Annotated in this window: 26 protein-coding genes; 7 read left to right on the plus strand and 19 right to left on the minus strand. The window is 44.9% G+C overall.

Going from position 1 to position 26,948, the window contains the following annotated elements; translation table 11 throughout:
• Nucleotides 1-30: 30 nt before the first annotated feature.
• The 8 genes from M9196_RS14175 to M9196_RS14210 form a co-directional block, all read right to left on the minus strand.
• Nucleotides 31-432, minus strand: coding sequence for a DUF4345 domain-containing protein (locus M9196_RS14175; RefSeq protein WP_250618179.1), 402 nt, complete (start codon nt 430-432; stop codon nt 31-33).
• Nucleotides 433-512: 80 nt separating this feature from the next.
• Nucleotides 513-980, minus strand: coding sequence for a hypothetical protein (locus M9196_RS14180; RefSeq protein ID WP_250618180.1), 468 nt, complete (start codon nt 978-980; stop codon nt 513-515).
• Between the two features lie 4 nt (nt 981-984).
• Nucleotides 985-2,226: an anaerobic sulfatase maturase gene (locus M9196_RS14185; protein WP_250618181.1), complete on the minus strand. Its 1,242-nt coding sequence runs from the start codon at nt 2,224-2,226 to the stop codon at nt 985-987.
• 100 nt (nt 2,227-2,326) lie between these two features.
• Nucleotides 2,327-4,069: an arylsulfatase gene (locus M9196_RS14190; protein ID WP_250618182.1), complete on the minus strand. Its 1,743-nt coding sequence runs from the start codon at nt 4,067-4,069 to the stop codon at nt 2,327-2,329.
• Nucleotides 4,070-4,082: 13 nt separating this feature from the next.
• A complete protein-coding gene (locus tag M9196_RS14195) occupies nt 4,083-4,505 on the minus strand; it encodes a tetratricopeptide repeat protein (protein ID WP_250618183.1) in 423 nt (140 codons plus the stop codon).
• 9 nt (nt 4,506-4,514) lie between these two features.
• Nucleotides 4,515-4,922 carry a hypothetical protein gene (locus M9196_RS14200; protein WP_250618184.1) on the minus strand — a complete coding sequence of 136 codons (408 nt, stop codon included), beginning with the start codon at nt 4,920-4,922 and terminating at the stop codon, nt 4,515-4,517.
• Nucleotides 4,923-4,984: 62 nt separating this feature from the next.
• Complete coding sequence (locus M9196_RS14205) at nt 4,985-6,160, minus strand: iron-containing alcohol dehydrogenase (RefSeq protein ID WP_250618185.1); 1,176 nt, start codon at nt 6,158-6,160, stop codon at nt 4,985-4,987.
• 22 nt (nt 6,161-6,182) lie between these two features.
• Nucleotides 6,183-7,598 (minus strand): coniferyl aldehyde dehydrogenase, encoded by a 1,416-nt coding sequence (locus M9196_RS14210; RefSeq protein ID WP_250618186.1) that lies wholly within the window; start codon nt 7,596-7,598, stop codon nt 6,183-6,185.
• 289 nt (nt 7,599-7,887) lie between these two features.
• On the opposite strand from M9196_RS14210, the gene M9196_RS14215 reads away from it, so the two are divergent.
• Nucleotides 7,888-8,403, plus strand: coding sequence for a glycine cleavage system protein R (locus tag M9196_RS14215; protein ID WP_250618187.1), 516 nt, complete (start codon nt 7,888-7,890; stop codon nt 8,401-8,403).
• Between the two features lie 257 nt (nt 8,404-8,660).
• Here M9196_RS14215 and M9196_RS14220 read toward each other — a convergent pair whose 3' ends face one another.
• From M9196_RS14220 to pspA, 8 genes are all read right to left on the minus strand, one after another.
• The gene (locus M9196_RS14220) at nt 8,661-9,341 is read right to left on the minus strand and encodes a DNA-3-methyladenine glycosylase I (RefSeq protein WP_250618188.1); all 681 of its coding nucleotides are present in this window, start codon (nt 9,339-9,341) and stop codon (nt 8,661-8,663) included.
• A gap of 213 nt (nt 9,342-9,554) precedes the next feature.
• Nucleotides 9,555-10,166 carry a DNA-3-methyladenine glycosylase I gene (locus tag M9196_RS14225; RefSeq protein ID WP_250618189.1) on the minus strand — a complete coding sequence of 204 codons (612 nt, stop codon included), beginning with the start codon at nt 10,164-10,166 and terminating at the stop codon, nt 9,555-9,557.
• 127 nt (nt 10,167-10,293) lie between these two features.
• Nucleotides 10,294-13,404 carry an efflux RND transporter permease subunit gene (locus tag M9196_RS14230; protein ID WP_250618190.1) on the minus strand — a complete coding sequence of 1,037 codons (3,111 nt, stop codon included), beginning with the start codon at nt 13,402-13,404 and terminating at the stop codon, nt 10,294-10,296.
• Nucleotides 13,404-14,522 (minus strand): efflux RND transporter periplasmic adaptor subunit, encoded by a 1,119-nt coding sequence (locus M9196_RS14235; protein ID WP_250618245.1) that lies wholly within the window; start codon nt 14,520-14,522, stop codon nt 13,404-13,406. Before M9196_RS14235 ends, M9196_RS14230 begins: the two co-directional genes overlap by 1 nt.
• Nucleotides 14,522-15,550 (minus strand): efflux RND transporter periplasmic adaptor subunit, encoded by a 1,029-nt coding sequence (locus tag M9196_RS14240; RefSeq protein ID WP_250618246.1) that lies wholly within the window; start codon nt 15,548-15,550, stop codon nt 14,522-14,524. Before M9196_RS14240 ends, M9196_RS14235 begins: the two co-directional genes overlap by 1 nt.
• A gap of 193 nt (nt 15,551-15,743) precedes the next feature.
• Nucleotides 15,744-16,133: an envelope stress response membrane protein PspC gene (gene pspC, locus M9196_RS14245; RefSeq protein ID WP_250618191.1), complete on the minus strand. Its 390-nt coding sequence runs from the start codon at nt 16,131-16,133 to the stop codon at nt 15,744-15,746.
• Nucleotides 16,123-16,359 carry an envelope stress response membrane protein PspB gene (pspB, locus tag M9196_RS14250; RefSeq protein WP_250618192.1) on the minus strand — a complete coding sequence of 79 codons (237 nt, stop codon included), beginning with the start codon at nt 16,357-16,359 and terminating at the stop codon, nt 16,123-16,125. The genes pspC and pspB overlap by 11 nt, the downstream gene beginning before the upstream one ends.
• A 9-nt stretch (nt 16,360-16,368) precedes the next feature.
• Entirely contained in the window at nt 16,369-17,037 is a 669-nt protein-coding gene (gene pspA / locus M9196_RS14255; RefSeq protein WP_250618193.1) for a phage shock protein PspA, read from the minus strand.
• Nucleotides 17,038-17,227: 190 nt separating this feature from the next.
• Here pspA and pspF point away from each other — a divergent pair, with 190 nt between their 5' ends.
• From pspF to M9196_RS14285, 6 genes are all read left to right on the plus strand, one after another.
• On the plus strand, nt 17,228-18,304 hold the full coding sequence (gene pspF / locus M9196_RS14260) for a phage shock protein operon transcriptional activator (RefSeq protein WP_250618194.1): 1,077 nt from the start codon (nt 17,228-17,230) through the stop codon (nt 18,302-18,304).
• Between the two features lie 140 nt (nt 18,305-18,444).
• Nucleotides 18,445-20,064, plus strand: coding sequence for an ABC transporter substrate-binding protein (locus M9196_RS14265; protein WP_250618195.1), 1,620 nt, complete (start codon nt 18,445-18,447; stop codon nt 20,062-20,064).
• Entirely contained in the window at nt 20,065-21,027 is a 963-nt protein-coding gene (locus M9196_RS14270) for an ABC transporter permease (protein ID WP_250618196.1), read from the plus strand. It begins immediately after the preceding gene.
• Complete coding sequence (locus M9196_RS14275; RefSeq protein ID WP_250618197.1) at nt 21,014-21,901, plus strand: ABC transporter permease subunit; 888 nt, start codon at nt 21,014-21,016, stop codon at nt 21,899-21,901. Before M9196_RS14270 ends, M9196_RS14275 begins: the two co-directional genes overlap by 14 nt.
• Nucleotides 21,901-22,896: a peptide ABC transporter ATP-binding protein gene (locus tag M9196_RS14280; RefSeq protein WP_250618198.1), complete on the plus strand. Its 996-nt coding sequence runs from the start codon at nt 21,901-21,903 to the stop codon at nt 22,894-22,896. Before M9196_RS14275 ends, M9196_RS14280 begins: the two co-directional genes overlap by 1 nt.
• Nucleotides 22,893-23,678, plus strand: a complete 786-nt coding sequence (locus M9196_RS14285) for a peptide ABC transporter ATP-binding protein (protein WP_250618199.1) — start codon at nt 22,893-22,895, stop codon at nt 23,676-23,678. The genes M9196_RS14280 and M9196_RS14285 overlap by 4 nt, the downstream gene beginning before the upstream one ends.
• Before the next feature lie 256 nt (nt 23,679-23,934).
• Here the strand turns inward: M9196_RS14285 and rluB are convergent, their stop codons facing one another.
• The 3 genes from rluB to rnm form a co-directional block, all read right to left on the minus strand.
• Nucleotides 23,935-24,876: a 23S rRNA pseudouridine(2605) synthase RluB gene (rluB, locus tag M9196_RS14290; protein ID WP_250618200.1), complete on the minus strand. Its 942-nt coding sequence runs from the start codon at nt 24,874-24,876 to the stop codon at nt 23,935-23,937.
• Between the two features lie 142 nt (nt 24,877-25,018).
• Nucleotides 25,019-25,639, minus strand: a complete 621-nt coding sequence (locus M9196_RS14295; protein ID WP_250618201.1) for an L-threonylcarbamoyladenylate synthase — start codon at nt 25,637-25,639, stop codon at nt 25,019-25,021.
• Nucleotides 25,640-25,709: 70 nt separating this feature from the next.
• Nucleotides 25,710-26,582, minus strand: coding sequence for an RNase RNM (rnm, locus tag M9196_RS14300; protein WP_250618202.1), 873 nt, complete (start codon nt 26,580-26,582; stop codon nt 25,710-25,712).
• Nucleotides 26,583-26,948 lie beyond the last annotated feature (366 nt).

A 26,948-nucleotide genomic window follows, 5' to 3' on the forward strand; every position in this document is an offset into this window, starting at 1 on the left:
TATACGGTGCATCCTGCCTCCTAAATATATTTATTCTACTTGTTTGACTCTATTATCATCATTTTTAATAAGCATAATTCCTACTACTCCAAACCCTATTTCAAGCAGTAGATAAAAGATTAAAATCCCATTTGGAATCCCATCTATCGCCATACTGATGGCGCGGCCCAAACCCAAGCCCCACATAAACACAATCAAACTTTGTAGTGCGGATCGAGCCATTTGTTGTGTTCCAAAAGCGCCCATAAGCCAGTAGACCGCTAATGCAAGATAAAGCCCCATTACGGCACGAAAAATATGACTTACGTTTGTTGGTGAAGCATCTATATCAAACAAAAAAGGTAAAGTGACACTCGGCACCAATCCATACATTAAGGCAATTGGGATCAGCCCAAGTACTGCGAGTAACAGGAATTTTTGAGTATGCGTCATGTTGCTTCTCCTATTTATTCTTACAGACTAGTTGCTGGTATCAATAAAGCAAATATACAGATTGAATAGAGTAAGTTAGCTTAAAGCCCTATCTGAATGAGTAGGTCTTGTAGATTGAAGTGCGTACTTAAATTCAATGCATTAACGAGGCTATAGCTTAAGCCACTCCAGCACAGAATAGACAGTGACAATAAAATGAAGGTTGTAACGTGATTTTGCCTAAGTCGACTTGCAACCAAGGTGTACAATGGAATGCCAACGAGAACAGGGGCGAGTGTGGCCATCGTTTTATTGCCGTACCTTTTCCATACAACTAAGAAGCGCCTTAGCTTTGGCCGATAGGGTTGAAAGTTTTTTCTCGCATAAAGGTAGAAAGAGTATCGGCCGATAAACCAGCCAAAACATCCTGCCATCAAAGCTGGAACAACATTAAACAACAACATTTCGGGATAACTAAAACCCACAAAGCCTGCTAATGCAGGGCCAGTATATGTTTTCCAAATACTGAGCAGCGCCATGACCAAGCCGAGTAGCAAATAACTATCCATGTTCTCACCCAGTATGTGTGTATGTACTTTTCTCAATGCTATTAAGCTCAAGTATATGCGTTATCACCGGGTCAATATGATGAAATATTTGTTTCCAGCCTTTGCATAAATAGTTGAGACCTGGGTTACCGTACTTATCGTTGATGATGCGATTCTTTGGACACTCACCATGACACGAAAATTTAAATGTGCATTCCAAACATTGCTTAGGTAGCGCCCTTTGTTTCGCAAAGCCAAAGGTCATTTGCTGTTTGGATAAAGCGATTGCCTGCAAAGGCATCTGTTCTATATTGCCAATTTTATGCTCAGGATGGACATAGTGGTCACAGGCATAAACATCACCATTGGGTTCTACGGCAATACCCTTACCGCATATATCGTTCAACGTGCACATCGAACTTGATTTGCCCATCCAGATTCCAAAAAAATTCTCAAAGTAAGGAATATGGACTTTGCCAAAATCGTGCTTTACCCATTCATCAAACACCGTTGTTAAAAAATCTCCCCATTGAGTCGGAGTAACGCTCCAGCTCGTTGTTTGAGCTGATACTGGGATGATTGCCGCTTCAGAATACTGGACCCATTTGGCCTCTTCATCTCGGTCTACGACTGGGATAAATTGAATTTGTGATGGCTGAATGACATCTCTTATGAATCGATATACGTCTAGAGGGTGATCGCCATTAATGTTATTGACGCAGGTAAGAGTCGCAAAATGAATGTCATAGCGCTTTAGACGTTCAGCAGCTTCTAATACCTTGGTAAACGTGCCCTGCCCACAGCGATTTTTACGATAGGTATTATGTAGCAGCTCTGGCCCATCAATACTCAAACCAACACTAAACGTGTATTTCGCCAAAAACTGACACCATTTTTCATTGAGTAACAACCCATTTGTCTGAATATCATTCACGATTTTCACATTGGGCTTGGCGTATTTCATTTGAAGCTCGACAATTCGCTCAAAATAATCAAGACCTAACATTGGCGGCTCACCACCATGCCAAGAGAAGATGATCTCTGGTGTGTTCTGACCTTGAATATATTGACGAATATAACGCTCTAGCATCTCATCACTCATCTTATATGAACGATTCTTGGGATACTCGAGTAGCTGTTGTTTATCCAAATAATAGCAATAATCACAGTTGATATTACACACAGCTCCAATTGGTTTTGCCAGCGCCTGAAACTTGGCGTGGGGCTTACCTTGGAACTGGGGTACATCGAGATGATAGCGAGACATAATGTCGTTCCTCTACAGAGTGATTTCAAACTGTTCAATCATTGACAAGAATTAAACTCGCTTAATACAAACCGGTCAGTTTGCATTAAGCGAAAATTTTTTACTTCACGTTTTCAAATGGATTCCATTGCTCGTCTACAGGTACGATACCCATTTTCTTTTCGTATTCTTTATAAACGGACAACATGAGTTGGAACTGCTCAGGGAGTTGACGTTTTAGGTCAATCATTTCAGCAGGGTCTAACTTGGTGTTATACATATGCCACTCACTGTCCCCTCCCATCCCTTTCGAAATGCGAATGATCTTAAAATCACCCTGAAGAAGAATGCCACTGCCAAATAATTCGAACGGGATGGCATTGCCGTCGCTATGAACAGTGTCTCGTTCTCCTTGCAAATAAGGCATGATGCTTTGCCCACTCATTGGCGCTACTTTTCTGCCTTTATATTGACCTCCCGCAGGCTCTACATCGGCAGCGTCCAAAATCGTAGCGGCGAGATCTTTTACTTGAGTCAGTTCATTGGTTTGAGTTCCGGCATCTAGAGATTGGTTCTCTCCTAGTACACCTTTTGCAGGCTTGACGATTAAAGGAACACGAACTCCACCTTCTGCTGTATAAGCTTTGAACCAAGACAACCCACCAGTAGATGCACTTGCCCATTCAGGGCCCAAAGAGACACTCGAATTCGCACTACCCAGGTTTTCGGTACTGTTATCAAAGTGGTGGTCTGTCCAAGTACGAATGAGGTCACTGACATTTTTACCCGTGATATCCGTGGCTTCCGGACCATTATCTGCAAGATAGATAATATACGTATTGTCGTACTCGCCAATCTTCTTGAGATAGTCCGTCACCTGGCCTATTTGCTGGTCTTGAAGCTCCATCATCCCCATCGCAATGGCCATTTTCTTGCCATACCAATGCTTTTGCTCATCAGACAAATCATCCCATGGTCGGCTCAATGAATTTCGATCAGACATCCTGGCGCTACTTGGAATCACGCCCATCTCCTGCATTCTTTTAAAGCGGCTCTCTCGAACAGAGTCCCACCCATGCTCTACGTAGTAGTCAATTTTGTCTTCAAATGACGCTTTAGGCGCTTGAAGTGGCAAATGAATCGCGGTGAATGGTAAATAAGCAAAGAAGGGTTTCCCAGAATCCTTATTGCTGTCAATCATGCTGATTAGCTCTTCGGTATAGCCTTGATCTGAATACTCTCCCGGATACTTATCTTTTACCTGTTCGCCATTTTGATACGTCGGCTCTACCTCAACACCTGGCATTTCCCCTTTTTGCAGCGCGTTTGCTGTCGCCTCATTTTTTGCAGGGAACATCATATCTCTATTGAAATGATTCGAACCGCCAGCCAAAATTCCGTAGCTCTGTTCAAAACCTCGATCATCAGGTAGGAAACCATCGTCATGGCCCAAGTGCCATTTTCCAGAAAGGTAAGTATGGTATCCATTATCACGAAGCAGCGTCGCGACGGTGACACCATCTTTAGTAAGGTAACCTTCGTAACCTGGCTTGCCAATAGCTGGCGGATAGACGGCATAGTCGAACGTACCCAATCCAACTTCATGACTGTTTGCACCGGTTAGCATCATAGATCGTGTGACAGACGATGTTGGTGACGCATGGAAGTTGGTAAATTTCACCCCTTCTTCAGCCAGTTCCATCAGGTTTGGCGTTGATACTTCAGAGCCAAAGGGTTGCGTATCAGCAAATCCTACGTCATCACCAACGATAAGTAAGATATTGGGTTGTTCCTGTGCAGCGAAGGCGTTAGGCGCAAAAGAGGCGGCGATTGCCGTACACAGGATCGTTTTTGAATTGTTCATGGTTCACCCTTATTTAATGAGCACTTTGGGACATCCAGTGGAGCATATCCAGTGCTCTAGGATGGTTCTGTTTAGCGGCTTTACCTATCCAGCTCACCGCTATAGAGTCGTCTTTCTCGCCACCAGTCCCTGCCGCGTACATAAGACCAAGCTGTATTTGAGCGTCAGCATTCCCTTGATTCGCTGCATGTGATATCCATTTCCGTGCTTTTTGCTGGTTCGATTCAAGATATTCACCGCCTGAGTCGACGCCATGTAGATAAAACATACCAATATCGTATTGTGCTACCGCGTCACCTGCATAGCCGTTTTGAAACGTTGCTCCAATCTCACTAGAAAACGTCTCTGGCGTGTCAGTTGCGTGCCCTAGAAACGCTATGCTAATAACAAGTAAGCTGAGAAAACTAAGCAACCAATGTTGAATGCGTTTATTCATAATCTAACGCTAATGCTCCAAGGTTACGGCTTGTAAACGTAGGGTTTTCTGCTCTCGCCAGTAAGCCAATGTCCAAAGGACAACAACGGTATCCATGGCACCTGCGAGCAAAAAGCCAGTAATGTGTGGGCTGTCGAAATTGAGTAGAAGAAGAAGCACCATAAAGCCTTTCTCTACGGCAGAGTAAAGCATGATGCTCTCTCTCCACTGTGGCTTGAAAGCAGCACCTACCATCATGACGCCCATCATTCCAACCATGACGCCCCAGTGCTGATAAAATACAAAGTCCTGATCCACATAAGGGAGTTGTCCGATGTTGGTGATAGCCCATTGCGGAAAGAATGCGTAGGCAAAAGCGGCCGCAGTTCCAATACCGGTAATCAGTAGCATCTTGTTGACGTGTTGGGTAAAAAACATAATTGCCTCCTAGTTTTAAAAAGGTAAGGCACATCCCTATGCCACGATGGGTAAACGGGAAACTAACAAGTGCTAGCGAGAATAGCGGTGACTTTATCTTGAGCGATTGGATAGAACTGAAAACTGATGTCTTTTTCTATTCCGATGACAATCTGTTGTTTTGTGGTGTCATCCAGATTCCATTTAGCAAAATTCTGAGTCGCATTGACTAAGGTCTGGAACGCACGTAAGGAGTGCACGACCTCTTGATGTTTTTCTTTATCCGTTAGATTCTGTGGAATATCAAACACCGAAGCGAGCTTGCTAATACTTGATAGGTAAAACTCTGGCAGGGCTTCAATCACCACAGGCAATAAGACGCTATTGGCATCACCATGTGGAATATGAGCGATCGCACCGAACGCGTGCGCACAATTATGAATAGGTATTCCGCCTAGTGACGAATAGAACGCAGAAATGGCCATCGTACTGGCCTGGAGAAGCTCACCACGAGCAACCATATTTTGCGGAGTGTGGAGCACTTTCGGCAGATTATTCAGTATTAAACGACAAGCTTGTATCGCATAGGCGTCAGTAAAGGCATTACTCATTGGTGAAGCCAGTGCTTCAATGGCATGTGTTAATGCATCCATCCCTGTTGATACTGTTAATGCTACCGGCAAGTTTACCGTCAGTTCAGGATCGAGGACGGCAATATCACATTCAAGTCCAGATACCACCAAGCTGGCTTTAACCTGTTCTCTATCATTATAAAAAACCGCTATAGGTGATGCTTCTGCACCGGTGCCTGCCGTAGTCGGAACACCAATATGAGGAATTGAAAACGGTTTGACTTCTGGACCAACTTCAATACGCCCGCCTCCCTGAATCGCGTCACGAATATCATCAAGCTTGTGCTCCAATCCGTACTTAATGCCTTTTGATGCATCAATAACGCTGCCACCGCCCAGGGCCAAAATACTATCGGCATTCACTTGTTTAGCAAATTCCAGAGCACGATTAATATCCAAACAACTCGCATCTGCCTCAACGTCTGTGTAAATACCGGCGAGTTTCACGTCATCGTTGTGATTAAATAGCGATGCTAAGCGCGCTACAAAGCCCAATGACTCAAGACCTTGGTCACTAATCAGCAATACTCGCTGCGCTCCTTTTGCTTTGAACAGCGTTGGAATCGCTTCGATTGATGAAGAACCAGAGTGGATGACGGTTCTAAGATTAAAAGTAAAGTTATTCATAGTTAAATCTCCAATTAGTCATTTATTCGCACAGACTTTTTAATACTGCACGTTTGAATTCGTTGTCTTCTGGGCCAAGCAATAAGCTGACATTGTGCTGCTGTGTATTGGTTGTCATCACCGTCTTACCGTGGGAGAAGGTCTGAAACCCTTCTTTACCGTGGTAAGCCCCTTTTCCTGACTCTCCAATACCTCCAAATGGCGCATCATCGACAGCAAGGTGGAAAACGCAGTCATTAATACACATACCACCAGAATGCACCTGATTAGCCACTTTGTGTTGCAATGAGCCATCTTCACTCATTAAGTAGAGCGCTAATGGTCTTGGTCTTTCAGTAATGAATTGAATCGCATCATCAATGTTGGAATAGGTAATGATGGGTAATAAGGGACCAAAAATTTCCTGAGTCATAACCGGTGAATGCAACGATGGATTGACAATTAAGTGTGTCACCATCAATTGCTCCTCTACATCGACTGCTTGGTTATGACAGGCGGTCACTTGCGACTCTGCCGCTAGTTCATTTGTGAGCAAGTCATGAAGGCGTTGGAATTGACGCTGATTAATAAGACTGGTCATCGAGTCGCTGTTTACCCCTTGAGGAAACAGCCTTTGATAATGTTCGACATACGCGTCAACAAACGCCTGCTGCTTACCTTCACGAACCATCACATAATCGGGGGCGACACAGACCTGACCATTATTTAAACTTTTGCCATAAATAATGCGTTCCACCGTCAAATCAATATCAGCGTCGTCTGCGACAAGAACCGGAGACTTACCACCAAGCTCTAAGGTCAACGGAGTGAGATTTTCTGATGCAGCCTTCATCACTTTACGGCCAACTTCTGTCGAACCAGTAAAAAGTAAGTGATCGAACGGCAACGAGGTAAATTGAGCCGCGATATCGGCCTCACCCTCTACGACGACAACCTCGGTGTCGCTAAAGCTACACGCTAGCATTTCGCGAATGACTGCATTGGTGGCAGGGGTAAACTCACTGAGTTTGATCATGGCTCTGTTGCCCGCAGCAATGGCGGAAATCAAAGGTCCAATAGACAACATAACTGGGAAATTCCACGGCGTGACTATGCCGACAACACCTTTAGGTTGATACACCACTTCTACGGTAGAGCTAGAGAGCAATGGACCTGGATCTCTAGGACATGGACTCATCCATTGCGATAGAGAAGATAAAGTGTGGTCAATATTGCCGATACATGGCAAGACATCGGCGACTAATGTGTCTTGTCTACTTCTCTTCCCGTAGTCTTGATTCAGAGCATCGCAAAGTGCATCACTAAAACGTTGCAACGACACTTTTAACGACGTAAGTGCTGCAATGCGCGCCGCATAACTTGGCATAGGATCGCTCTGGTAATGCTTTTTTAGTCGCTTGTGAATGAGTTTTAAATCGTCAAAAGTGGTGTTTTGCATGGTAATCCTCCGTAGAAAGTGATTACACAATAAACAAAACAAACCGGTCGGTCCAGACGATTATTGTCAGAGTTGTGTCAATTGGATATGCAAGCACAAGGGATATAATGACTAACTCTTTGTTGATTCGATAAAAAACGGAGAAATTGTGCGCCTAATTACAGTTCAACAATCTTGCATTGTTTTTAGAGTGAATACTTGACGTTCATCATGCGGCCACGCCATTTTAGTTCTAGACTGGTATTAACTATTCAGATAGTGATCGGTTTAAACCTGTGGAGGGAATTTTATGAGCAGTACTACTTTCATCGTCAGCTTTGTCGGACAAGCCAGCCCAACCACCATTAAGAACTTGGCAGCCATAACCCATGAAAATGGTGGTAAATGGTTGGTGAGTAAAGTGAATTTCCTCGAAGATCATGTTGCGGCCGTTATCAAGGTAGAGCTCCCGAGCGAAAATCAAAGGATCGTCAAACAAGCTTTTGAAGATCACTCTAATCTCACGGTTCAGATCACCGATACAGAAAGACACACTCACGATCAAGAAACCATCTACCATCTAAGGTTAGATGCCAGCGATCGAGCCGGTATTGTCAACGAGATTACTCAATACCTCGATGCGCAAGACGTTAGAATTCTAGATATGGACTGTCAGCGAGTTTTCCTCGCCGGAGGAGGTGGCATTAGTTCTAGTTTATTTACCGCGAATATCGCCCTTAAGATCCCACAAGCAATGAAAATTGCCGATATAGCTAATGAATTAGAAGCACTCAGCGAAGATACACGCGTTATTTTAGAGTCTTAACCGACCTTATTTTATAGACGCTTCGTCTCAAAATTTTGTACACGCTTCGACCCAAAGCCATCGCAATTACGATGGCTTTATTACTTAGATGACTATATTACTTAGATGACTATATTACTTAGAAGACTATATTGCTTAGATGACTGTATTGCTCAGATAACTGTATTGCTCAGATGACAGTATTACTTAGATAGCCCAATAACAGTGACAAAAAGCGCTAGCGTTCACAATCGTCAATGCCCTTGCAAGCGCCGAAACTAGACTCTATTTTCTCCAAAGCCATACGCTATAATTTGACTAATCTCTGACAGCGACCGTCCTGACTCTTGCTGCCAATCAGCAAACGCCCTATTGGCGGCCTTGAGAGCACGTTTTGTCCCTCTTCCTGAATCTACGATATTGGTATTTCTTAGGTAAGATTCTACATCTGAGGATAAAAGAAACGTATCGACACCAAGCTGACGCAATGCGTAAGGTCCAGTGTTCCCCCCTAATCGTGCACCGTGTTTTTTCAAATACAACCACAGCTCCGTGACGGTATCGGCAGGCCAGTTAGCGACCATGTCAGCGAAAGAGGCATGGTCAAAACGAGCCGATTGAATCATTCTCGCGTTACTAGGAATCGACATCACTTTGGTCAAATGTCTAATAATGCGTGGGTCTTGGGCTTTTTGCTCCCAATGCTCATCCGACAGCATCAATAACGGTTCCACTCGAAACTGGAAAAATACTTCTTCAAAGTTGTCCCATTTGTTGCGAACCACTTGCCATGAGATACCACATTGGAACACCTTCATCGTAAACGCAGCCAGCCACCTATCATCTGATATCGCCAACACTTCTGATCGTGTTAGGGGTTTAGTAAGCAGAGACTCCAACGCATCGTCACCGCCTTTTCGCTCTGAAGCACGAGCGTAAATAGAGGAAAACTTTTCCATATGATCCTTTGTCTTGTTCAACATTTTGGCTACTGGTTTTCGTCACTATAACACGCTGGATTTAGCCATTTCCATCTCCCCCCTCCCAACACAAGTGACAATGTCACTTAACCGCTATCATGTTGCTATCAGAACCAGCCATAACGAGGTGCTATTGGTTTGGAGAAATGGTTAATGGTTAATGGTTAATGGTTAATGGTTAATGGTTAAAAGCTAAAGGCTAGCCATCTCATAGTTAACGCCCAAAGAGGAATAGCTATCGATAATCTGTTGTCGGCGATAGCATTGTTGACTGTGATCATTAATCAAGCCTGCGGCCTGGAGGTAGGCATAAATAATGGTGGAGCCGACAAACTTAAAGCCACGCTTTTTGAGGTCCTTACTTAAAGCGTCCGATACAGGGGACGTGGCAGGATAGTCTTCTAAGCGCTGCCAATTATTGACGATGACCGCGTGATTAACATACGACCACAAATATTCACTAAACGAGCCAAACTCTTGCTGAATTTTGATAAAGCATTGAGCATTAGTCACTGTCGATTTAATTTTCAATCTATTACGAATAATGCCCGTATCTTGCATGAGCTGTTCTTCATCTTGCACGGAGAACTGCGCGACCTTCTCAACATCAAAGTCGGCAAATGCGCGTTGATAGCCTTCTCGCCGCTTCAATATCGTGTACCAACTTAGGCCTGCTTGGGCGGATTCAAGCACCAAAAACTCAAACAAAGTCTTATCGTCAAGAACGGGTACCCCCCATTCGTTATCATGGTATTCGACGTAGTCGACCTTTGTTTCATCTAACCAAGGACAACGCTTACACATACTCACTTCCTTCCTGTTCTCAATATCGCAAAAATGCTGTCACAGCAGTTCGTGACAGCATTCAATTTAGGGCACTAAAATCCAGTAAAACCCGCGTTCGCAATTTCCTTTCACGGCATTGAATTCATTACATCACTTTTACTCGATGGAACAATCGATACAGTACAGGCACAACAATCAACGTCAGCACCGTGGCAAATCCAAGCCCGAACATGATGGTTACCGCCATCGGTTTAAAAAAGATATCGGGTAGTAATGGAATCATCCCCAGTATCGTGGTAATTGCCGCCATACACACCGGCCGCACACGGCTCAACGCGGCATCGACCACCGCGTAATACGCTTCTTTACCTGATTTAATTTCAATTTCAATCTGGTCCAACAGTACGATACCATTTTTCAGAACCATTCCTGACAAGCTGAGGAAACCCAGTAACGCCATAAATCCAAACGGGGTATTCAACGCCAGTAACCCCGTCGTGACACCAATAATGGCAAGCGGCACCGTCAACCACACTATCAACGCTTCTTTCACGGCATTGAACAAGAATATGGTGATCAAGAACATAAACAAATAGCCCATTGGCATCGTTTGGAACAGCGACGCCTGCGCATCTCCTGATGATTCATATTCCCCACCCCACTCCAAGAAGTAACCTGGTGGTAGCTCGATGGCTTCAATCTGCGACTGAATACGTTTCTGTAGCGTCGCTGCGGTTTCTTCACCAAGTAAGTCAGGATCTGCCATCACCGTTAGCATACGCTTTCGGTTCTTACGCACTATGATGGGATCCTCCCAGCGAACGTCATACCCCTGCGTCACTTGCTGGAATGGAATAAACTCAGACAGGGCCGGACTCCATATCATCATGCCTTCAATATTACGAATATCCACCCGTTCATCATCAGGAAGGCGCGCGACGATAGGCATCAGTGTCGTACCATCACGATAGAGCCCAACCGATTTGCCAGAAAAAGACATCATCAACACATCATCGACATCCGACTTGGTAATACCGTAGCGCCTTGCTTGGCTTTCATTAAATATTGGCTCAAGTACCTTGGTCCTCTCTCGCCAATCATGGCGAATATTAAATGCACCGGGATCCGCATACATAATATCCATGACTTGGGTCCCAATACTTCGCAATACCGTCGGATCAGAACCTATGATGCGCGCTTCAATTTTCGCCCCTCCGCCGGGACCAAGTTCAATTTGTTTGAGCTTGTAATTGATCTCGGGAAAAGTGCTGTCTACATAACTTCTAAAGCGATTCATTAAAGGTTGAAGTTGTTCGTAACTTTTCGCTCTTGTGGTGATTTCACCGTAAGCGGCATAACTCTTTTCCGGTGCATATGTCAGCATGAAACGCTGTAAACCTTTACCTGCTGTCGTTGTGATATGGTCCGTTTCCGGTTGCTCCGCTATCCAGTTTTCCAATACTTCTAACTTAGTATTGGTCGCTCGAATGTCCGTACCTTCCGGTAGCCAAACATCCACTTGAAACATCGGCGTTGTCGATGCAGGGAAGAAGGACTGCTTCACTAAAGTAAACCCGTATAAACTTCCACCTAGACACACAATAAGAAAAACGACGGTTAACCAAGCGCGGTGCATACAAAATTCTAGAAACTTTCGATACATCACAAAGACAATGCCATTATAGGGATCACTGCCCTCTCCACCGTCTTCACCCCCTTTGATTTTCTGACCTTTAAAAAACATGTCAGCAAAAAACGGAGTAAGAGAAATCGCCGTAAACCAACTTAGCATTAGGGAAATAAGCAGTACGGTGAACAAGGTGCCACAATACTCCCCAGTAGAGTCTTGCGACAGACCAATAGGCGCAAACGCGGTAACAGCGATTACCGTAGCACCTAGTAGTGGCCATTTCGTTTGAGTGACTATGTCTGTCGCGGCTTGAAGCCGCGTCTTCCCTCGCTGGGTTCCGATTAGTATCCCTTCAACGACCACAATGGCATTATCCACCAGCATCCCTAGTGCAATGACCAGTGCACCTAGTGAGATGCGCTGCAGGTCAATCGCCATGTATTGCATGAAAATAAAGGTGCCAAGTACCGTTAGTAGCAAAATCAAACCAATCAATAGACCCGATCGCAGTCCCATAAAAAACAGTAAGACAATAATAACAATCGCCACTGCCTGCCCTAAACTCACAACGAAACCACGGACGGACTTATCCACTTCTTTTGGTTGGCTGTAAACCTCAGAGATCTCGATACCCACTGGCTGCTGGAACTTAAGCTCAGCAAGTCGCCGGTCAAACCGCTCTCCCACTTCCACTACATTCACGCCTGTCGCGAATGATACCCCTACATTCAGCGCAACTTGACCATTAAAATTGATGATATTCGTCGGCACTTCAATAAAGCCGCGTTTAATATCCGCCACATCTTTTAAATAGATGAGCCCTTCAGCGCCGCCTTCAGTTAAAATCAAATCACCGAGTTCGCTGACATCAGTAAATTCACCCGTTGGTTGAATGCGAATATACTCGCTACCAATGCGAGTCGCGCCAGCGTTCGACACCACGTTCTGCGTTTGCAGTAAATTAAAAATCGTACTTGGTGCAATGCCTAAAGCACTAATTCGTTTAATGGAGATCTCAATGAAAACTTGTTCTTGCTGTTGTCCCGTCACCGACACTTTACTCACGCCATCAATGAGTTCGAGCTCGCGCCGCAAGTAATCCACATAATCAGAAATTTCTTTATAACTGTATCCTTCCCCCGTTAGCGCCAGTAATACACCGTAAACATCACCAAAGTCATCTATCACCGTTGGGTCGTTAACACCCGGTGGCAAGGATCCTTGCAAATCATTCACTTTTCTGCGTAATTCATCCCAAATTTGCGGCAGATCATCAGGACCATAATTGTTTTTCATTGTTACGGTAATTTGAGATAAGCCCCGGCTGGAAATTGAATTGATTTCATCAACATACGTTAGCTGTTGAATCGCTTTTTCTATTGGGTAGGTGACTTCTTCTTCCACTTGTTGTGGCGTCGCTCCCGGATAAGATGTCACCACCATGGCATCTTTGATGGTAAAAGCGGGATCTTCCAAACGCCCTAGTTCAAAAAAGGCGGATACACCTCCAATAAGGAAAATCAACGACACCATCCAACTAACGACTTTGTTACGAATGAAATAGGCGGCTACACCCGTGATCTCGTCATCACTTTGAGGCAAAGACTTCTTTTCTTCTTGGCTCATTACTTCGCCTCCTGCGTTAGAACTTCCACTTCCATACCGTCACGTAATCGGGCAACACCGGCAATGACTATCTGATCATCGCGCTCAATCCCGCCCAATATTTGAATAGTAGAACGAGAAACTTTACCCGTTATTACTTTTTGCTTTCTTACCGTTGCACTGTTTCCATGACTAAGGTTTCCTTTGCTAAGATTTCCCTCACTAGAGATAACCCAGACATATTTTTCAAGATCATCTAACCCATCACCATCTTGATTAAACACCGATTCAATCGGAACACTCACGCCCAAGTCCAACTTAATGCCGACATCTTTCGCCTTAGAGGTCACATCCACTGCCATCCCATCCAAAACAAACTCCTCTTCTGGCATCGGCATCACTAAAGTGGCAGTAAACGTCCCGAGTGCAGGGTCTGGCTCCGTGGTGAACTCTTTGAGCTGTGCTTCATATTCATTCCCAGAAGGAACTCTTACAAGCGCTGCAATGTGGCTTATATCGTTACTTTTCGGCTGATTTAGCGAGAAGCTATCGGGCATCTGTATAATGATTTCCACTTCTTCGACGCTATGAATATTAACGACTTGCTGGCCAATTTGGACATTTTCAAATTGCTCCGCTGACACTCGTGAAATCACGCCATCCACTGGCGCAAGCAGCTTAGTAAACGACAACCTCAACTGAGCCAGTTCGAGCTCTGCTCTAGCATAGGCGCGCTGTGCTGCTAGTTCATCAAATTGCGATTTAGCCAATAGCCCTTTCTTTACTAACGGACTCGAACGGCGATACTGACTATCGATCACCGAGTAACGAGCCTGCGCATTATCAACATCTAACTTGTAATCCGTTGGTTCGAGCGTGGCGAGAATATCGCCTTTTTTAACAAAGTCTCCTTCTTTAAGGGTGATGTTATTAATCTCTCCCGGTACCCGAAAACTCAAATGCGAACGATCGGCCGCCGTTGCCAATGCTGGAAAATACAATCTGTCTTTAAGTTCACCTTTACTGATCGTTGTCGCTCTCACTTTCGGAATTTCATTTCTTGCCTCTATGGGGGCTTTGTCGCAACCTACTAGCAAGGCAGCGATACCAAGTAGACTGACCAGGCGAAAATTCATCATCATAGCCCTCTTTCCTTAATCCACTCACGGACCTTAATGCCCGCTTCTATGCCCTGAACACCCGAAATCACGATTTTGTCGCCATCTTCAAGCCCGGTAATCACTTGTCTTTTCTCATTCAGCTCCACGGCAACTTTTTCAACGATGCCATCTTCCGTGACTTTCCACACACATTGCTTGTCATTTTCTACAAACAACGCAGACACTGGGATAACAGTAGCTGCCGCACTCTTTGCCATCACTCTGACTTGCCCAGCCATACCCGGTAAAATACCAATATCAGATGGCCTCTCCATGACCATCGTCACTTTGTAACTGCCGGTTTTAGGGTCTGCTTCCGTGTCAATTTCTTGGAAAGTAAGCTCGTATTGATTACTTGGATACGCATCAAACGCCATTGATGCATCAATTTGGTTTTTACCTTGAAAGCGATTTAGTAAGTAATCGGGCAATTGGAATATAACCTTGAGCAGTTGGTTAGACTGAATATTCATCACCCCTTCTTTGGCTTGAATATACTCAAAGTTATCTGCGGGAATAATTGAAACGGTACCATCGTATGGCGCGACTAACTGAGCATAACTTAGGTTGGCTTTGGCTTGTGACCAATTTGCTCGCGCAGACTTCATATTGGCATTGGCTTGATCATAATCTTGCTCGGAGACGACCTTTTCTTTGCGTAACTTTAATGCTCTTTGATACTGCACATCTGCCAGCCTAAAATTCGCTTTTGCTTGTTTTTCTAATAGCAGATATTCGTCCGGATTAAGGCTGGCAAGCAAATCGCCCTTGTTGACGCTCTGACCCGAACGCACCATTATTTGTTCTAATTGTCCCGGTACCCTAAACGCCAACACCGCTTTATCACCGGCTTCAGACGTTGCAGGAAATGAACGCTCAAATTGGCTATTACCAACTGAAACAGAGAATAATTTTGCCGGGCGAGATTCCGGCTCGGGAATGGGAGGGGGAGCTTTTCCACATGCACTAAGCACTGCTACAACTAAAAATAATGCCGATAACTTCATGTTCATTTCTAACTACCCTATGTTAGCTTATAGTTAAAAAGATAGCCTAGAGCTCAACCCTCCGCCAACAAGTGATTAATTATTCGAAATTTTATCAGCTAGGTAGTCATTGAATACTCATCACCATGGTTAACTGGCAACAAAAAACCCAGTGTCCTAAGACAGCTGGGCTCTAGCATGGTCAAAACATCAGTTACAACTTACTAAATTCTCGGTTCACGGCATACGCATCCGACGTAACGTAGGCTTCCATACTGCGAAGTGAGCCTTCCATCTTATCCATGTCTTTTTCAATAGTGTTGAGGAGATCTTTAGCATTTTGCCCTTGTTTCCAAGGCTTGCTTTTGAGCGAGTGTTCTTGTTTCGATCTTAATTCTTCAACAAAATTGTCCGGTTGCTTCTCTAGCATCAAGCTCATTGCAACATACGCTAACAACACTAAGAAACTTCCCCCCAGCAAAGCCGCGGAGATAACCAAGATTCGAACTAACCACACCTCAACACCAAAATAATTGGCAACCCCTGCACAGACGCCGGTTAGCTTACCGTTGACTGGATCCTTATAAAGGTCTTTATGCGTCATAATTCTGTCTCCACTTCGGTGACTCCGCATCTAAGATTCGTTCTAAGCTCTCGACGCGACGCTGCATACTTTCCGCTCTTACTGACAACGCTTGCAGCTTCTCAAATTCTTTAGAAGACAAACCAGACTCAGACTTACGCTTACTTCGATAATGAAGAAACAACCATAGCGGCGCCACGAATATTAAAAAGACAATAACGGGTCCAGCAATAAGAAAAGTCGACATAGTTATCTCCTATTTGTTTTTATTCATCTGTTCTTTTAGCTTAGCCAACTCTTGGTCAATTTCGTCTTGCGCTTGCAACTCGGCAAACTCTTGGTCTAAAGACTTAGCGTTACCGCTATTGGCGTACAGATCGGCCTCTGCTTCCAATTCATCCACTTTACGCGAGTACTGTTCAAATTTCGCCATCGATTCATGAGTACGACTCGTATGGAGGTGCTTTTGCACATCACGACGGTTATTAGCGGTCTGTGAGCGAATCATCAATGCTTGCTGCTTAGAACGTGTTTCGATGATCTTTGATTCAAGTTTACTTATTTCATTGGTTAGCTTATCAATAGTCTCTTCAACTAAGGTCTGTTCATCGTGCAGGCCTTTAACGATTTTCTCTACTTTTTGCTTTTCAATCAGTGCCGCTCGAGCCAGCTCTTCTCTTTGCTTAGTCAATGCCAACGTCGCTTTGTGCTGCCATTCAACAATTTGTTCCTCTAATGACTTGACCTTACGAGCCAGCTCTTTTTTATCTGCAATGGCTTTTGCCGAGTTAGTGCGAACTTCCACCAAGGTGTCTTCCATTTCTTGGATGATCAGGCGAATCATCTTCTCCGGATCTTCAGCCTTGTCTAAAAGAGCGCTAACGTTAGAATTTACGATATCAGCGAAACGAGAAAAAATACCCATAATACATCTCCTAAAAATAACGTGGTGTCATGAAACTAATCGAGTGTTATGAAAGACACTCCAAGTTTCATGCCAGTTTTACAAAGCCAATGTTAACAATATGTTAGCTCAATCATTCGCATTTCATTATTAGCCTGCTAATATAATTGACCAATAGTTGGTAAAAAAAACCACATCTAAGGACTGTCACATGGCGCAAAACCTCATTGGTGAATCTCCTCGCTTTTTAGCCGTTCTCGATAAAGTCTCAAGGCTGGCACCGATTAATCGCCCGGTACTGGTTATTGGCGAAAGAGGAACCGGCAAGGAGCTCATTGCCCAGCGCCTTCACTACCTTTCCACACGCTGGGATCACCCTCTGATTTCGCTAAACTGCTCAACATTAAGTGACGGGCTCATCGACTCTGAGTTATTTGGTCATGAATCTGGCGCATTTACCGGCGCAAAAGGTCGCCACCTAGGACGATTTGAACGTGCAGAAAATGGCACATTGTTTTTAGATGAATTGGCCACAACGCCGCTATCGGTTCAAGAAAAACTATTACGTGTCATTGAATATGGTCAATATGAGCGTGTCGGCGGAATAAAAGCACTAGAAGCCAATGTAAGGTTGGTGTGCGCGACTAATGAAGATTTACCAGCGTTAGCGCAAAAAGGTAAGTTCAGGGCAGACTTATTAGATAGGCTCGCGTTCGATGTGATTCAGCTTCCACCGCTAAGAGCCCGCCAAGACGACATTGCGTTACTGGCTGAGCACTTTGCTATCAAGATGTGCAGAGAACTTGGGCTACCTCTGTTTGTCGGTTTCACTTCCCAAGCTTGGCGTAGTATTCATGAATACCCTTGGCCTGGAAATGTCCGTGAACTCAAAAATGTTATTGAACGCGCTGTTTATCAGCACGGTACGAGCTCACACCCAATCAATACGCTCACTTTTAACCCGTTTAACAACGACTTCCCGTCATTAAACTCAGAGGCTGCGAAAAACCCGGCTATAAATGCCGTTACTGAATCCGTCAATGCAGATTCGGAAGGCATCACTCCCGCCGTAACACCCGATAATGACCCTTTGCAGGCATCATCCACACCACTCCCTGATACCCTAACCTTTCCTATTGACTTCAAATTATGGAAAGAAGAGCAAGCAGTCATTGTAATTCGTGCGGCGTTAGAGCAAGCACAATACAATCAAAGAACCGCCGCTAAAATGCTGAGCTTAAGCTATGATCAGCTAAGAGGGCTGGTTAGAAAGCACAAACTCATATGAAGGCGCTCAAAGAGTCACCATTAAAATAAATAAAATCGTCGATAACTACTTGTCGTTATTGGTTTAACCATCAAATTAGTGGTAAATTACTCTGTTCTCAATACAGATATTACGTTCACTAAAATGAATGTAGCGTGTTTATGAAGGCATTACTAAAACTATCCATTACACTTTGCAGTATCGCGCTTGTCGCTGGCTGTGAGGATACGATCGACCATACGAAAGTTCGACAGGACGGTTTCGTGTATTGCGATCAAGGTCGCCCAAGTACATTTAACCCTCAATTAGTCGACGGTGGCATTACTGTCGAAGCGATCGCGCCTCAATTATATGACACGTTACTCACGCTTAATTCAGGCACTCATCAACCGGTGCCCAATCTGGCAAAAAGCTGGACGGTAGATGAAAGCGGTACTGTCTATACCTTTAAGCTGCGCGATAATATCCAATTCCAAACCACGGATTGGTTCTCCCCAACTCGAGCGCTAAATGCCGAGGATGTGGTATTTAGCTTTGAGCGTATTTTGGACCCGAGCCACCCTTATCATCAAGTGGGTGGTAGCGTGTATCCATGGTTTGCGGGTATCAACTTTGCTTCGTTGGTCACCCATGTTATTGCCATCGATGATCAAACCGTACAATTCACGCTATCGAAACCAGACAACTCCTTCTTGTCCAATATTTCAACGGCACACGCACCAATATTCTCTGCCGAATACGGTAAAATATTGCAACAAGAAGACAATAAGCTCAATCTCGACACACACCCTATTGGAACCGGACCATTTTACTTGGACGAGTATCAAGTTGCCGATCTCGTGCGCTTAAAGCGTCACGACAATTACTGGCGTGGCCCCGTTGAAATGGACCAAGTGGTTTTCGACATCTCCCACCGAGGAGCTGGAGCACTGGCGAAATTATTGCGTGGTGAATGTGACGTACTCAACTCACCAGTATCGAGTCAAATACCCATTATTCAGAAAGAAGACTCTGTCGTACTGCAAGCTAAGCCAGCGATGAACGTGTCATTTATTGCACTTAATACCCAGCATCCTGCACTCAGTGACCAACGCGTCCGCAAAGCCCTTAATCTCGCCATTAACCGAGATAATATTCTCGAAGCGGTCTACTACGACAGCGGTGAAAAAGCCTATACGCTATTACCACCAAGCTCTTGGGCCTATCAAAAAGACCAAATTCAAGTGCGTTATGACCGTAATTATGCGATGGCGTTACTTCGTGACGCAGGCTATGACAATGGATTAGAGCTCACGATGGCGGTTCCACTCGAACCCCGAGTATATAACCCGAGCCCGAGAAAAACGGCAGAGCTTATCCAAGCAAACCTTGCCGATGTGGGTGTCACACTTAATTTACTCACCGATGAACGCGTTGACCGCATTGAGTTAGCCAACATCCAAGAGGTGGATTTATTACTGACGGGCTGGGTTGGCAATACTGGCGATCCCGATAACTATTTAAGACCATTACTCTCCTGTTCATCAAAACGGGAAGGACTCAACCTTTCAATGTGGTGTAATGACGACTTTGACTTTTTACTTGATCTTGCGCTTGAAGTGAGCGAACCCCGTTACCGCGTTAATTTGTATCGACAAGCTCAGAACATTCTGTTCGAACAAGTGCCGATCATCCCGATTGCACATGGACGAAAATATCAAGCGCATGTTGATGACCTGACTGGGTTTCGAACTAGTCCATTTAATGCCCAACCGTTTGACCAAGTCGTGAGGTTAAAATAGATGTTCTGGTATGCGATTCGCCGACTCAATTTGTTCGTCATCACCTTGCTTATCCTGACGCTTGTTGGCTATAACTTATTGCGCCTAGAGCCTGACTCTTTTTGGGCACAACAAACATTTTTTCAAGGTTGGATTCACTATGTCGGCCAGCTGACAAAACTGGATTTTGGGTTAACGAAAGCCGGTGTTCCGATCATTGATGAGCTCACCGCGGTTCTACCTGCAACATTAGAATTGTGCTTTGCCGCCTTTACTATTTCCGTTTTGATTGGCATCCCCGCCGGTACGATCGCAGGCATGAAAAAAGGCAAGTGGCTCGATAACATCATCTCTTTTTCATCGATGGTGGGTTATGCTGCCCCACTATTTTGGATTGCACTGTTGATGATTATGTATTTTTCACTCAACTTTCAATGGTTTCCCGTCGCTGGTCGCTATGACTTACTCTATGAAATTGACCACGTCACTGGTTTTGCATTAATCGATGCCCTACTTTCGGATGGACCATACCGACGCGAAGCGCTACAAAGCGTTATCGAACATATGATTCTTCCTTGTTTCGTCCTTGCACTTTCTCCTACGATGCAAGTCATCAGGATGATGCGTACTTCAGTAACGGAAGTGATGGCACAGAACTACATTCGAGCGGCTCGAATCAAAGGTTTATCCAATTACGAAATCGTAATTGAGCATGTATTGCGAAACGCCATACCACCAATAATACCTAAACTGGGTGTTCAACTGTCGAGTATGATTACCCTCGCGATTATGACGGAATCCATTTTTAACTGGCCAGGTATCGGTCGTTGGCTCTTGGACGCCTTATCAAGTCAAGATTACGCATCAATACAAGCTGGTGTAATGGTCGTTGCGACCATTGTGCTCGCAGCAAGTATCTTATCCGATATTATCGGCGCAATGATCAACCCGTTAGTTAGGAAGGAATGGTATGCTGTCAGATAACATCTATCAGGAAGAGCGTATTCCAACCCAACTCGAGCGTTTTTGGCGAAGCTATCGAAGTAACAGCCTATCCATGTTTGGACTTTGGTGTTTTGGGCTGATCATTCTCATTACGCTCTCCTCTCCATGGCTCGCCCCACATGACCCAATGGCACAAAGCTCGTTTTTGCTTATTCCGCCATCTTGGGACCCAGCAGGGACAGTCGAGTTCTTTTTTGGTACCGATGATTTAGGTCGTGACATTCTTTCGCGGATTATCGATGGCTCTCGCTTATCTTTCGGTGCGGCGGTCATTATTACCGTTATTGCGGCCCTAGTGGGCTGTTTTATAGGCATCCTAGCGGGTATGACAAAGGGTTTACTATCGAGTATCTTGAACCACCTTCTTGATACCGTGATGTCAATTCCATCATTATTACTTGCTATCATTTTTGTGGCATTTTTAGGCCCCGGTGAATACAACATTCTACTTGCCATCTGTCTAGCGTTGATCCCTCGCTTTGTTCGTACCGTCTATGTAGCGGTGCATACCGAAGTGGAAAAAGACTACATTATGGCCGCCCGCCTCGATGGAGCCAATGACTTCTACTTACTGTGGAACTCGATTTTGCCAAATATTTTCTCCATTATTGCTGCCGAATTCACCTTCGCATTGTCCATCGCAATTTTAGATATTACTGCGCTGGGCTTTTTAGGGTTAGGTGCTCAAGCCCCTAGTAGTGAATGGGGTGCAGTATTGGGTGATGCAGCAGAGCTTCTTTATCTCGCACCCTGGACGGTGGTCTTACCCGGCCTTGCGATTTTATGTGTGGTTGTCGTCATCAACATCGTCGGCGAAGGCGTGCGCAGCGCGTTAAACGCGGGAGTGGAATAATGCCTGTATTAGATATTCGTCATTTAACGATCGAAATTGAAACCCCACAAGGTTTAGTTAAAGCCGTCGACAGAATGAGCTTTACCATTAATGACGGTGAAATTCGTGGGCTTGTTGGCGAATCTGGATCCGGAAAAAGCTTAGTTGCCAAAGCCATCGTTGGCGTATGTAAAGAAAACTGGCGGGTCTCTGCCGACCGCATGCGCCTTGGTAACATCGACCTATTGCAACTCACACCACGTGAAAGACGTCGAGTCATCGCCCGCGATGTCGCGATGATTTTCCAGGAACCATCTACCTGTCTGGACCCATCAGAAGAAGTGGGACGTCAGCTAATTGAATCGATTCCTTCACGATCCTTCGACGGCAAGTGGTGGGAGCGATTTAAATGGCGTAAAAAGCAAGCTATAGCACTCTTGCATAAAGTCGGCATCAAAGAGCATACTCGCGTCATGCACAGCTATCCGTATGAGCTCACCGATGGCGAATGTCAAAAAATCATGATTGCCATGGCGATTGCAGCTAAGCCGAAGCTACTGATTGCCGACGAGCCGACTAACGATTTGGACCCGATTACTCAGTCGCAGATCTTACGCTTACTGAGCCGTATGAATCAGCTCCATAACACCACATTGATCCTCATTGGCCATGATTTAACCACCATTACCCAATGGGCAACGCGTATTACCGTGATGTATTGTGGACAGTCTGTTGAGTCTGCTGACACCAAAAAGATCTTGGAGATGCCCAAGCACCCTTATACCGTTGCTTTATTGAAAGCGATGCCAGACTTTGGTGATTGGATCCCGCATAAAGAAAAGCTACAGTCTTTGCCTGGTTCCATTCCACCGCTTCAGCACCTCCCTATCGGTTGCCGGCTCGGTCCTCGCTGTCCTTATGCGCAAAGGCAATGTGTCGAAATTCCACCCGTCAAACGAGTGAAAAACCATAAATTCAGCTGTCACTTCCCGCTGAATACGGAGAAAAAAGCATGAGTGCATTGTTAGAAGTCACAGGGCTTAAAAAGGACTTTGTGACTCGTTCAAAGCTTTTTCAGAAAAAAATTCAACATGCAGTTAAGCCCGTCAGCTTTAGCCTGGAAGCGGGTCAAACTATTGGTTTTATTGGTAAGAATGGGTCTGGTAAGTCGACACTGGCTCGCATGTTAGCAGGTGTTGTCGAGCCCACTGCCGGAGAAATACGTGTCAATGGCGATTTGCTAGAACACAAGGATTACTCCACACGCTGTAAGCTGATTCGCATGATTTTCCAAGATCCCAACACCTCTTTGAATCCAAGAATACAAATTGGTCGGATTCTGGAAGGACCACTTAAACGAAATACCAACATGCCACCAGAAGCACGAATGCGACGCGTAAAAGACACATTAGTCCGAGTTGGTCTACTACCAGAACACGCTTACTTTTACCCACAGATGCTCGCTACCGGTCAAAAACAACGTATTTGTTTGGCACGAGCACTTATCCTACAGCCTTCTATCATCGTTGCTGACGAGGCACTCAATGGCTTGGATATGGCGATGCGCTCGCAAATTATTAACCTATTTTTAGAGCTGCAAGAAGAAATGGGCGTGGCGTTTGTCTACGTGTCGCAACATTTAGGGATAGTTAAACACATTACGGACAAAGTGATGGTGATGCATGAAGGCGACGTGGTTGAATACGGCGATACACAAGACATCCTCACCACACCTCAACATATTGTGACGCAGCGAATGGTCGAGAGTCATTTTAATAAAAAGCCAGTTTACCGCTAGTATTTAAATTAACGTTGGTATTTAAATTAACGCTACTATTTAAATTTTCACTAAGACTTAAACCGCTCTTTTCCGTCTCCCCATCAATATTTCTCGGCATGTGCTTCACACTGACGCTTTAGTGTATAGAGACATTTAGGGTGGGACATACCGATAAAAAAAGCCCGTTAGTCAAACTAACGGGCTTTTTATAATTTGTCACTCTCTTAACGACTTAAGAACTCTTAACGACTTAAGAAGTGGCTAGCGTCTGCTATTAGCTACGACCCGTTTTGGCACGAGAACCCGCTTCGCCTGCACTCTTTTTGTTGCGACGTTGTTGGTTGCTGCGTCCTTTCGACGGTGTGCTCACACGCTCTTCGTGACGACGTACCGCACGACGGATTTTTTGACTGCGAGAGCGCTCACGCTGACGAGAAGTGTTGGCGCTGTTCTGATCAAGAAGTGTTTCTTTCTCAGGCTTTAGCTCAACCAATTCACGCAAGTAGTTCACGTCTTTTAGCGTTAGTTCTGTCCAACCACCACGAGGCAGCTTTTTGTCTAAGTAGATATCACCGTAACGAACACGCTTCAGGCGGCTCACTGTTGTCTCTTGTGATTCCCACAAACGACGTACTTCACGGTTTCTACCTTCGTTAATCGCAACGTAGAAGGTGTGGTTCATACCTTCACCACCTGCGTACACAACATCTTCAAAACGAGCCATGCCGTCTTCAAGTTTTACGCCATGAACCAAGTTGCGAATTTTACTTTCAGTCACATCACCAAACACACGAACGAGGTATTCACGTTCAACTTGGCGACTAGGGTGCATTAGGCGATTTGCCAGTTCACCATCGGTAGTAAACAACAAAAGACCAGATGTGTTTGCATCAAGACGACCAACTGAAATCCAGCGTGAACCGCGGATTTTTGGCAGGCGATCAAATACCGTACGACGACCTTCTGGATCGTGACGCGTACAAAGCTCACCTTCAGGCTTGTAATACGCCAATACACGACAAACCACTTCTTCTTGTGCTTTCGCCGATACAGTATGTCCGTCAATACGAATTATCGCACTGTCGTCTTCAAGGCGCTCACCCAATTTTGCAACCTGACCGTTGACACTCACTCGTCCTGACTTGATCAATGTTTCAAGTTCACGACGTGAGCCGTGGCCTGCGCGGGCAAGCACTTTTTGTAATTTTTCGCTCATCTACCTACCTATAATGTCGTCTTCACAGACGTCGAAACCAGATATTGCGATCGTCAAAATCGCGGTCGCGTATTATCGCAGAGAAACCGGTTAGAATCACCAAGTTTCTCAGGTTATTTCATCACATCATCTGGCTCGATGTTTATTCGAATGGTGCAGGATCGCCAGCACCGACACGAAGAACTTTTGGCTCGTCATCACTAAAGTCAATAACGGTGGTCGGTTGTTCACCCAAGTAACCGCCGTTCAAAATAACGTCAACGGCATGTTCAAGTTTGTCACGAATATCTTCTGGATCCGACTCTGTTATGTCATTACCCGGAAGAATCAATGACGTAGACATCAGCGGCTCGCCTAATGCTTCAAGCAAATCGAGGGCAATTCTATTATCCGGCACACGAATACCAATCGTCTTTCGCTTAGGATTCATTAAGCGACGCGGCACTTCTTTTGTTCCCTTGAAGATAAAAGTAAACGGCCCTGGCGTATTGTTTTTTAGCAAACGAAACGCCGTATTGTCGACTCGCGCATAAAGCGAAATTTCCGACAAATCACGGCACAAAAGTGTGAAATTATGTTTATCATCTAGACGACGAATCTGACAAATTCGCTCTAGTGCTTGTTTGTTTTCAAGCTGACAACCCAGTGCATACCCCGAATCTGTCGGGTAAATGATCACGCCCCCATTACGAATAATCGCGACAGCTTGACTGATCAAACGCGCTTGAGGGTTGTCTGGGTGTACGTAAAAAAATTGGCTCATTGTTATTCCTTCAGCTAAATACTCTCGGCTCAACTTTCCTTGTTGATTCACATCAAGAGCTTAAATAATACTATTTTTCGGCACTCTGGCTTTCGAGCGTTGTTGCCGTTTGTAATGATAGGCGATCCCAGACAGGTTCAACACCTGATGGCAGCCATAAGTTTCTACCCAGTTCCGTCCAAGGCGATTGATAATGAAAATCGGAACCTTGAGAAGCTAATAGATTGTATTGTATCGCATAATCTGCAAGGTTGCGTCTTTCTTGCATACTTTGTTGTGGTAACGCTACTTCCATGGCGTCTCCACCAGCCTCAGAAAACGCAGCAAGTAATCGCTTTAACCACTTCGCCGTGAGTTGATATCGACCAGGATGTGCAAGCACTGCTACGCCACCTGCAGCGTGAATGGCATCGACGGCTTCACGCATTGTGCACCAATTTGGAGGTACATAACCGGTGTTGTTTCGCGTAAGGTATTTTTTAAATACCTGCTGCATATTCTTGGCGTAGCCATTTTCAACAATCCACTTGGCAAAGTGCGAGCGTGTAATTGGTGCACCGTCGGCTATCGCTTGAACCTCTTCTAACACGCCCGGACGTGTCGCTTTTTCTAAACGCTGTGCCATTAACTCAGCGCGTTCTGCTCGTCGTGCTTTTTGTGCGGCGATGAGGGATAAAAGCGCATCGTTATCGAGCGCCACGCCTAAGCCAACAATGTGAATGTCTTTATTTTGCCAAACGGTTGAGACTTCAATGCCATTCACAAGCTCAATCGGCAATTCACGCTCTTCGATCAGGCGTTGAGCTTCAGGCAACGCATCGAGCGTATCATGATCCGTAATCGCAATAATTTTCACGCTAAACTCAATCGCTCGCTCTAGAAGCGCTTCAACGGATAAGCGACCATCCGATGCTGTTGTGTGACTGTGTAGATCTATCTTCATTTTATTTTTAATATCGGTTGACTTTCACACCCTGAACTAGTTAACTAGTACGCAGGTACAGAATTAGAGTAATGCACGTATGGTACAAGAAATTAACCCAATCCAAAAACCCCAAATCGGAGTTAAGCACTCTGCGGGTAATTGGTGGCGCACATGGAGCGATTCCAAGTGGGCTTTTTTACGTGCGTAAAAGATAAGTAGATTTAATACTAGCCCACTCAAATGAGTGGGCTTTTTTATTTTTTAGTTTAACTGATTAACTATGCGGCAATTTGGACAGATTCAACGTTGGGCAAACGTTTTAATTGTGCGAGTATGGAGCACATAGTTTTCTGGGTAGATACTGCCAAAGCAGATTGATGAAGA

Source organism: Vibrio methylphosphonaticus, assembly GCF_023634655.1.
Taxonomy (GTDB): domain Bacteria; phylum Pseudomonadota; class Gammaproteobacteria; order Enterobacterales; family Vibrionaceae; genus Vibrio; species Vibrio methylphosphonaticus.

Bases quoted from the DNA above. Each gene is read 5' to 3' on its own strand.
- M9196_RS14235 (WP_250618245.1), bottom strand. From the start codon at position 14,522: ATGATGAATTTTCGCCTGGTCAGTCTACTTGGTATCGCTGCCTTGCTA.
- M9196_RS14195 (WP_250618183.1), bottom strand. From the start codon at position 4,505: ATGAATAAACGCATTCAACATTGGTTGCTTAGTTTTCTCAGCTTACTT.
- M9196_RS14295 (WP_250618201.1), bottom strand. From the start codon at position 25,639: ATGAGCCAATTTTTTTACGTACACCCAGACAACCCTCAAGCGCGTTTG.
- M9196_RS14190 (WP_250618182.1), bottom strand. From the start codon at position 4,069: ATGAACAATTCAAAAACGATCCTGTGTACGGCAATCGCCGCCTCTTTT.
- rluB (WP_250618200.1), bottom strand. From the start codon at position 24,876: ATGAGCGAAAAATTACAAAAAGTGCTTGCCCGCGCAGGCCACGGCTCA.
- M9196_RS14265 (WP_250618195.1), top strand. From the start codon at position 18,445: ATGAAGGCATTACTAAAACTATCCATTACACTTTGCAGTATCGCGCTT.
- M9196_RS14180 (WP_250618180.1), bottom strand. From the start codon at position 980: ATGGATAGTTATTTGCTACTCGGCTTGGTCATGGCGCTGCTCAGTATT.
- pspF (WP_250618194.1), top strand. From the start codon at position 17,228: ATGGCGCAAAACCTCATTGGTGAATCTCCTCGCTTTTTAGCCGTTCTC.
- M9196_RS14200 (WP_250618184.1), bottom strand. From the start codon at position 4,922: ATGTTTTTTACCCAACACGTCAACAAGATGCTACTGATTACCGGTATT.
- M9196_RS14240 (WP_250618246.1), bottom strand. From the start codon at position 15,550: ATGAAGTTATCGGCATTATTTTTAGTTGTAGCAGTGCTTAGTGCATGT.
- rnm (WP_250618202.1), bottom strand. From the start codon at position 26,582: ATGAAGATAGATCTACACAGTCACACAACAGCATCGGATGGTCGCTTA.
- M9196_RS14230 (WP_250618190.1), bottom strand. From the start codon at position 13,404: ATGAGCCAAGAAGAAAAGAAGTCTTTGCCTCAAAGTGATGACGAGATC.
- M9196_RS14175 (WP_250618179.1), bottom strand. From the start codon at position 432: ATGACGCATACTCAAAAATTCCTGTTACTCGCAGTACTTGGGCTGATC.
- pspA (WP_250618193.1), bottom strand. From the start codon at position 17,037: ATGGGTATTTTTTCTCGTTTCGCTGATATCGTAAATTCTAACGTTAGC.
- M9196_RS14270 (WP_250618196.1), top strand. From the start codon at position 20,065: ATGTTCTGGTATGCGATTCGCCGACTCAATTTGTTCGTCATCACCTTG.
- M9196_RS14205 (WP_250618185.1), bottom strand. From the start codon at position 6,160: ATGAATAACTTTACTTTTAATCTTAGAACCGTCATCCACTCTGGTTCT.
- M9196_RS14275 (WP_250618197.1), top strand. From the start codon at position 21,014: ATGCTGTCAGATAACATCTATCAGGAAGAGCGTATTCCAACCCAACTC.
- M9196_RS14225 (WP_250618189.1), bottom strand. From the start codon at position 10,166: ATGTGTAAGCGTTGTCCTTGGTTAGATGAAACAAAGGTCGACTACGTC.
- M9196_RS14215 (WP_250618187.1), top strand. From the start codon at position 7,888: ATGAGCAGTACTACTTTCATCGTCAGCTTTGTCGGACAAGCCAGCCCA.
- M9196_RS14210 (WP_250618186.1), bottom strand. From the start codon at position 7,598: ATGCAAAACACCACTTTTGACGATTTAAAACTCATTCACAAGCGACTA.
- M9196_RS14185 (WP_250618181.1), bottom strand. From the start codon at position 2,226: ATGTCTCGCTATCATCTCGATGTACCCCAGTTCCAAGGTAAGCCCCAC.
- M9196_RS14280 (WP_250618198.1), top strand. From the start codon at position 21,901: ATGCCTGTATTAGATATTCGTCATTTAACGATCGAAATTGAAACCCCA.
- pspB (WP_250618192.1), bottom strand. From the start codon at position 16,359: ATGTCGACTTTTCTTATTGCTGGACCCGTTATTGTCTTTTTAATATTC.
- pspC (WP_250618191.1), bottom strand. From the start codon at position 16,133: ATGACGCATAAAGACCTTTATAAGGATCCAGTCAACGGTAAGCTAACC.
- M9196_RS14285 (WP_250618199.1), top strand. From the start codon at position 22,893: ATGAGTGCATTGTTAGAAGTCACAGGGCTTAAAAAGGACTTTGTGACT.
- M9196_RS14220 (WP_250618188.1), bottom strand. From the start codon at position 9,341: ATGGAAAAGTTTTCCTCTATTTACGCTCGTGCTTCAGAGCGAAAAGGC.